Below are 6,175 nucleotides of genomic sequence, written 5' to 3'. Positions count from 1 at the left end.
GTCGGCACCTCGACCACCAGCCGCGACTGCTGGGCCACGGTGCGGCGCCGCGACGAGGCCGCGTAGCTGCGGAACGTCACCTCACCGTCACGCATGTTCTCCCGGCCGACCTCGACACCGTTGACGTAGACGACCACCCCGTCGTCACCGACCGCGTCGATCACCAGCTCCGTCACCGCCGAGGCGTCGTCGACCTGGAAGGACCGGGTGAAGTACGCCGCCAACGGCCGCTCGGCGTTCGTCGCGAACTCGTCGATGTCGGTGTCCACGTCGGTCGAACCGAACCCGAGCACCGCGTTGCCGGAGTCCCAGCCCGAGGCGTCGAACGTCCGGGTGTTCCACCCGGCGTCCGGCGCCCCCGCCTCGTAGCGGTACGACCACTGCGCGTCGGACGGGACGACCACCGAGCTCTCCTCGGTGCCGCCACCGCCGTCGCCGCCGTCGCCGCCGTCGCCGCCGGTCGTCATGGTCGCCTCGAGGTCGAAGGACATGTCCGGCGTGCCCCGGTAGTTGAGGTGCGTCTCCGCGGCGACGACGTTGCGGCCGTCCACCAGCAGGTTCGTCGGCACCTCGACCACCAGCCGCGACTGCTGGGCCACGGTGCGGCGCCGCGACGAGGCCGCGTAGCTGCGGAACGTCACCTCACCGTCACGCATGTTCTCCCGGCCCACCTCGACACCGTTGACGTAGACGACCACTCCGTCGTCACCGACCGCGTCGATCACCAGCTCCGTCACCGCCGAGGCGTCGTCGACCTGGAAGGACCGGGTGAAGTACGCCGCCAACGGCCGCTCGGCGTTCGTCGCGAACTCGTCGATGTCGGTGTCCACGTCGGTCGAACCGAACCCGAGCACCGCGTTGCCGGAGTCCCAGCCCGAGGCGTCGAACGTCCGGGTGTTCCACCCGGCATCCGGCGCCCCCGCCTCGTAGCGGTACGACCACTGCGCGTCGGACGGGACGACCACCGAGGTCTCCTCGCCACCGGGCTCACCCGGGTCCTCACCCGGGCCCTCGCCTTCCGTGACGACCGCCGAGAGGTCGAAGGTGACGTCGGGGGTGCCGCGGTAGTTCACGTGGGTCTCGGCCGCGATCACGTTGGTGCCGTTGCGGAGCAGCCCGACGGGCACCTCGACGACGACCGGGTTCGCCAGCGCGACGTTCTCACGCCGGGCCGAGGACGCGTAGCTCCGCTCGGTGATGGTGCCGGCCGGCATGTTCGACCGGGCCACCTCGGTGCCGTTGACGTAGACGACGACGCCGTCGTTGGCCACCGTGTCGACCACCATCCTGGTGACCCGCGAGGCGTCGGCCAGCTCGAACGAGCGGACGAAGTACGACGCCAGGGGCCGGTCGGACGTGGTCGCGAAGTCGTCGATGTCGGTCTGCACCGACGCCGCACCCCAGCCGAGGACCGCGTTGCCCTGGTCCCACGCGGAGGCGTCGAACCCGGGGGTGTTCCAGCCGGCCGGCGGCGCGCCCGGCGCGTAGCGGTAGCGCCACGAGGAGCCCTCCGGCACGACGGTCCGGTCGCCGGGCTCACCGGTCGGCGGCGCCTCCGCGACGACCTGCCGGGTGGTGCTGTGCGTGGCACCCTCCGCGTCGGTCACGGTGAGCGTCACCGTGTAGGTGCCGCCCTCGGCGTAGCTGTGCGTCACGACCGCGCCCGAGCCGGTCGAGTCGTCGCCGAAGTCCCAGGCGTACTGCGCGATCGGGCCCTCGGCGTCGGTCGAGCCGCGGCCGTCGAAGGAGCCGTCGAGCCCGTCCATCGTCGCGGTGAACGCGGCGGTCGGCGGCGTGTTCGCCGGCGGGGCGTCGAGCGAGAGCACCGAGGTGCTCGCGCCGATGTTGCCGTTGCCGTCGATCGCGCGGACGAAGAACCGGTCCTCGCCGCCGCGCGGCACCGTGATCGAGCCGGTGTTGCCGGTGGTCGACCCGATCGGCCGGTCGTCGCGGAGCACCTGGTAGCGGACGCCGCCCCCGGCGTCGGACACGGTGTTCCAGGCCAGTGACACGGTCGAGTCGGTCTGCGCGGTGACCCGGAACGAGGTCGGCCGGCCCGGCGCGGTGGAGTCGCTGCGGGTGAACCGGGCGAAGCCTCCGGACCACCGGTTGCCCTGCGTGGTCTGCGCGGTCGTCATGTCGCCGCCGGCCCAGACGTTGCCGAGCGAGTCGACCTGCAGGGCCCAGATGCCGGAGCCCGAGCGCATGTTCAGGGTCGGCCGGAAGTGCGGCAGGCGCGCCCCGGTCGCTCCGTCCCAGATGCCGAACCAGCCGATCGAGTGCGCCTCGGTCCAGCCCGAGGTCAGCGTCGGCCAGCCGTAGGCGTTGTCGTAGCTGAAGTCAGCGCAGTGGCATCCCGCGTAGAGCAGCCCCCGGTCGTCGACCGTGGCGGCCTGGAAGTCGCCGTGGTCCTTGGTGATCGAGCCGGTCAGCCGCTGGAAGGTGCTCGTCGAGAAGCCGAAGAGGCTGTGCTCGGAGCCGCCCACGTACACGCGGTCTCCGACGTCGGCCACCGCCTGCTGGTAGGTCGCCCAGTTGGTGCTCCAGGTCGGCGTCCAGGCCGGGCTCGACTGCGTGCCCGTGGCCACGTCGACCGAGACCACGTTGCGGGCCGGCGAGCCGTTGGAGGCGCTGAAGTGGCCGGCCGCGTAGATCCGGGTCCCGTCGTCGGAGACGTCGGTGTCGACGACCGTGCCGTTGAGGTTGGGGTTCCAGCCGGCGGCCGCGCTGCCGTTGGAGACCGCGACGCGGCCGAGCATGCGGGCGTAGCGGGCGACACCGTTCGGGCCGCCGTACAGGTGCGTGAAGTTGCCGCCGACGTAGACCCACCCGTCGCGGACCTCGAGGTCGCGCACCCGGACCCCGGCGCTGTTGCGGTTCTCCGCGCCGGCGTTCCAGTCGGTGCGCGTCGCGCCGGTCACCGGGTCGAGCGCGACCAGGGCACCGACGGTGGCGCCGTTGGCGCGCGTGAAGGTGCCGCCCGCGACGACCGTGCCGTCGGGCAGCGTGGCGAGCGCGTCGACCTGCTCGTCGAGCTCGGGCCGGAAGGACGAGACCCACTCACCGGTGGCGACGTCGAACGCGGCCAGGAACGGCTGCTCGACGCGGCCGGTGCCGTTGGCGTCGCGCTGGACGTAGCGGAAGTTGCCGCCGACGTACATCTTGCCGCCGGACTCGGTGAACGCCTGGACCTCGACGTTGCCCTCGACGCTGGAATTGCCGGCGAGGCCGGTGACGCCCCACGGCGAGACCATCGCGGCCGAGCGGAGGCTCTGCGGCCGCTCGTCGGCGGCGGTGCCCGCGTCGGGGATCGCCCGGAAGTCGCTGTCACCCGAGGTGATCCGGGGCCGCAGGAAGACCTGCGCGTAGGGCAACGCGCCGCGACCGCCCTCGCTCGCCGTCCAGAGGTACGACGAGGTGGCGGACGAGCCCGTGACGCTGCTGCCGTAGGCGAACCCGAGCTTGTAGCCCTTCGCCTCGTCAGTGGTGTTCACGACGCGGTTGTAGCTCTGGTTGGATCCGAAGGAGGTGGCGGTGCCGCCGGTGCCGTTCGACCCGTCGAACGACCAGCCGGCCAGCCGGTGCTCGGCGCCGAAGGTCCAGCTCCAGCCGTCCTTCTGCTGGAACCGCAGCCTGACCTCCTGCCACTGCGTGCCGGTGGTGTTCCGGGCCCGGCGGATCCGCACGCCCTCCGACAGCGCGTCGACGCGGCCGCCGTCGAGCAGCTCGTCGATCGCCTCGGAGGAGAGCTGGTGGGTGGTGTGACCCATCGGCGAGGTGTCCGGGGTGAGCAGCGCGCTCGGGTTCCCCTTGCCCTCGTAGTCGGTGGTCCAGTCGCTGCGCCCCTTGCCGACGAGCACCCAGCCGCCACCGTCGGTGGTCATGTCGCAGTAGAACTGCTGCGGCTCGCTCATCGACGGTGTCAGCAGCCAGTAGGCCCCGTCGGCGGCCGTCGGTCGCAGCTGCTTGATCTCCCAGCAGGAGCCGGCCGCGGTCGCGGCGCTCAGCCCCGCTTCCGCAGGCAGCACGTCCGCCTGGCCGGCTCCCGCCGGCACGACGACGAGCCCGCCCACGAGCGCGGTCATCCCCCAGATCGCTGCACGACGCATGCGTCATTACCCCCAAGGCGCCCTCGACGGCGCCGGTCGACATCCCCAGGTCCCGGTCCCCACCGGTCCTGTGCACAGTAGCCGCGTTCATCCCCAAAGCGACATAGTGAAAGGCGCATTAGCAAGCATTGGGGACGTTCGACCCGGGCGTTACGGGACGAGCCGCCCGGTGCGGTAGGCCCGCCCCAGCGTGCGCACCAGGTGCGCCACCGCGTCCTCGTTGGGGGCGAACGGCCCGGGGTGGAAGTGCGGGCTCGCCAGCCCGCGCTGCACCGACTCGCAGGCGCCCCAGTCCTGCCGGTTGGTGATGTCCCAGAACTCCGCGGCGCCCGCCGCCGAGGGCACCTCGCCGTCAGGGCCGGGCAGCACCATCCACGAGCACTCGATCCAGGTGCGGCCGGGTGCGAGCGGGACCAGCCGGTGCGCCATCACGTAGTCGGGGTGCGCCGAGACCAGCAGGTTCGGCAGCAGGTGGAGGTACTCCACCTTCCTCGGGTCGACGCCGGGCAACGGCGTCGCGACGAGCTCGCCGGTGAGCGACATCGTCGCCATCCCGTCGCGCAGCACCATCGACCCCCCGACCCAGGCGCCGGGCAGGTCGTAGTTGTCGCCCGAGTCAGGCGGCGAGACCTGGCAGAGCTCGGGGTGGATCAGCGGGCAGTGGTAGCACTCGTGGTAGTTCTCCGCGACCACCTTCCAGTTCGCCGCGATCTCGTAGGTGTGCCGCTCGGCGACCACGAGCGAGCCCAGTCCGTACGGCGACAGCAGCCGGTCGAGCTCGCCGAGGTGCTCGGTGAACGAAGGGACCTCGGGCGACCCGAGCGGGTGCAGCGCGTGGCCGAACACCCACCCGCCCCAGAGGTGGACCGGCAGCTCGACGAGGCCGTGGTCCTCGGCGACGAACCCGTCGACCGCGCGGAACCCGGGCGCCGCGATCAGCGACCCGTCCAGGGCGTAGCTCCAGGCGTGGTAGGGGCAGGTGATGCTCCGCCGCTGCGACGACTCCTCGCCGCCGAACAGCTCGTGGCCGCGGTGCCGGCAGGTGTTGGCGAAGAGCCGGACGGTCCCCTGCTCCGCCGCGCCGTCGCGCACCAGCAGCCCGGCCACGTCGCCGACCATGACCGCGCGCTGCGTCGTCGGCTTCCCCTCGGTCGGCAGCAGCTCGTCGACCCGGCCGAGACAGGTCCACGACCCGGCGTACAGGTGGCGGCGCTCCCAGGCGAGCACCTCGGGCGAGGTGTAGGCCTCGGCGGGCAGCATCTGCTGCGGCTCCCCCTCGGCGGCCGCCTCGACAGCCACCGCGGCGCGGACGACGTCGAGCGGGCTCAGGCCGGTGGTGGGACCAGTGCTCGTGCGGGTCTCGCTGGTGCTGGTCATGACACTCCTCTCGGACGGCGCGCGGGACCCGGGCGGTGGCGTCCCGGACCCCTAGGGTGGGTGCCCATGGGAGGGCGGCGGTGACGGGGCGGCGGCGCAAGGTCGAGGTGCGGCGCGAGGAGCTGCTGACGGCGACGCTCGAGCAGGTGGAGCGGCTGGGCCTGGCCGCGACCCGGGTCGCCGACGTGGCGCAGGCGCTCGGTGTCAGCCCGGCGCTGGTCTTCTACCACTTCGGCACGAAGGACGCCCTGCTCGCCGAGGCGTTCGCCTACGCGGTGCAGCGCGACCTCGACCGGCTCGACGCCGCGGTCGCCCGCGGGACGGACCCGGTGGACCGGCTGCGCCGGGCGATGAAGGAGTACGGCCCGACCGGCAGCGCACCAGGTTGGAGGTTGTGGATCGACGCGTGGGCGGTGGCCCTGCGCGACCCCGGCATCCGCACGGTGCTCCGCACTCTCGACCGGCGCTGGAAGACCGTGCTCCGCCAGCTGATCGAGGAAGGCGTGGCGGCCGGCAGCTTCCGCTGCGACGACCCCCGCGGCACGGTGACGCGCGTGGTGGGGCTCGCCGACGGGCTGGCCGTCGGCAACGTCGTGCACGGCAAGGGCAGCCGTGCCGAGCTGCGTCGCTGGGTCGGCGACGCGCTGGCCGACGAGCTCGACCTCGACCGGGAGCTGTTGCGCTGAGGT

3 protein-coding genes are annotated in these 6,175 nt (G+C 72.7%); 1 reads left to right on the top strand and 2 read right to left on the bottom strand.

The annotated features are described in order from the left end of the window. Together FIP57_RS19105 and FIP57_RS19100 are read right to left on the bottom strand one after the other, a co-directional pair. Positions 1–4,109 (bottom strand): fibrinogen-like YCDxxxxGGGW domain-containing protein (locus FIP57_RS19105; RefSeq protein WP_148575136.1); only part of this gene is annotated, 4,109 nt, incomplete at its 3' end. Between the two features lie 150 nt (positions 4,110–4,259). Next, positions 4,260–5,486 carry an aromatic ring-hydroxylating oxygenase subunit alpha gene (locus FIP57_RS19100; protein ID WP_148575135.1) on the bottom strand — a complete coding sequence of 409 codons (1,227 nt, stop codon included), beginning with the start codon at positions 5,484–5,486 and terminating at the stop codon, positions 4,260–4,262. Between the two features lie 80 nt (positions 5,487–5,566). Between FIP57_RS19100 and FIP57_RS19095 the strand changes: the two genes are divergently transcribed. Further along, positions 5,567–6,172 carry a TetR/AcrR family transcriptional regulator gene (locus FIP57_RS19095; RefSeq protein ID WP_203231347.1) on the top strand — a complete coding sequence of 202 codons (606 nt, stop codon included), beginning with the start codon at positions 5,567–5,569 and terminating at the stop codon, positions 6,170–6,172. Positions 6,173–6,175 lie beyond the last annotated feature (3 nt).

The organism is Nocardioides caldifontis, from assembly GCF_008087345.1.
GTDB lineage: Bacteria > Actinomycetota > Actinomycetes > Propionibacteriales > Nocardioidaceae > Marmoricola_A > Marmoricola_A caldifontis.
This window is presented reverse-complemented; position numbering and strand designations above follow the sequence as displayed.

What these genes read in the sequence shown, in the direction of transcription:
- FIP57_RS19100 (WP_148575135.1), bottom strand. Translation starts at nt 5,486, where the DNA reads ATGACCAGCACCAGCGAGACCCGCACGAGCACTGGTCCCACCACCGGC.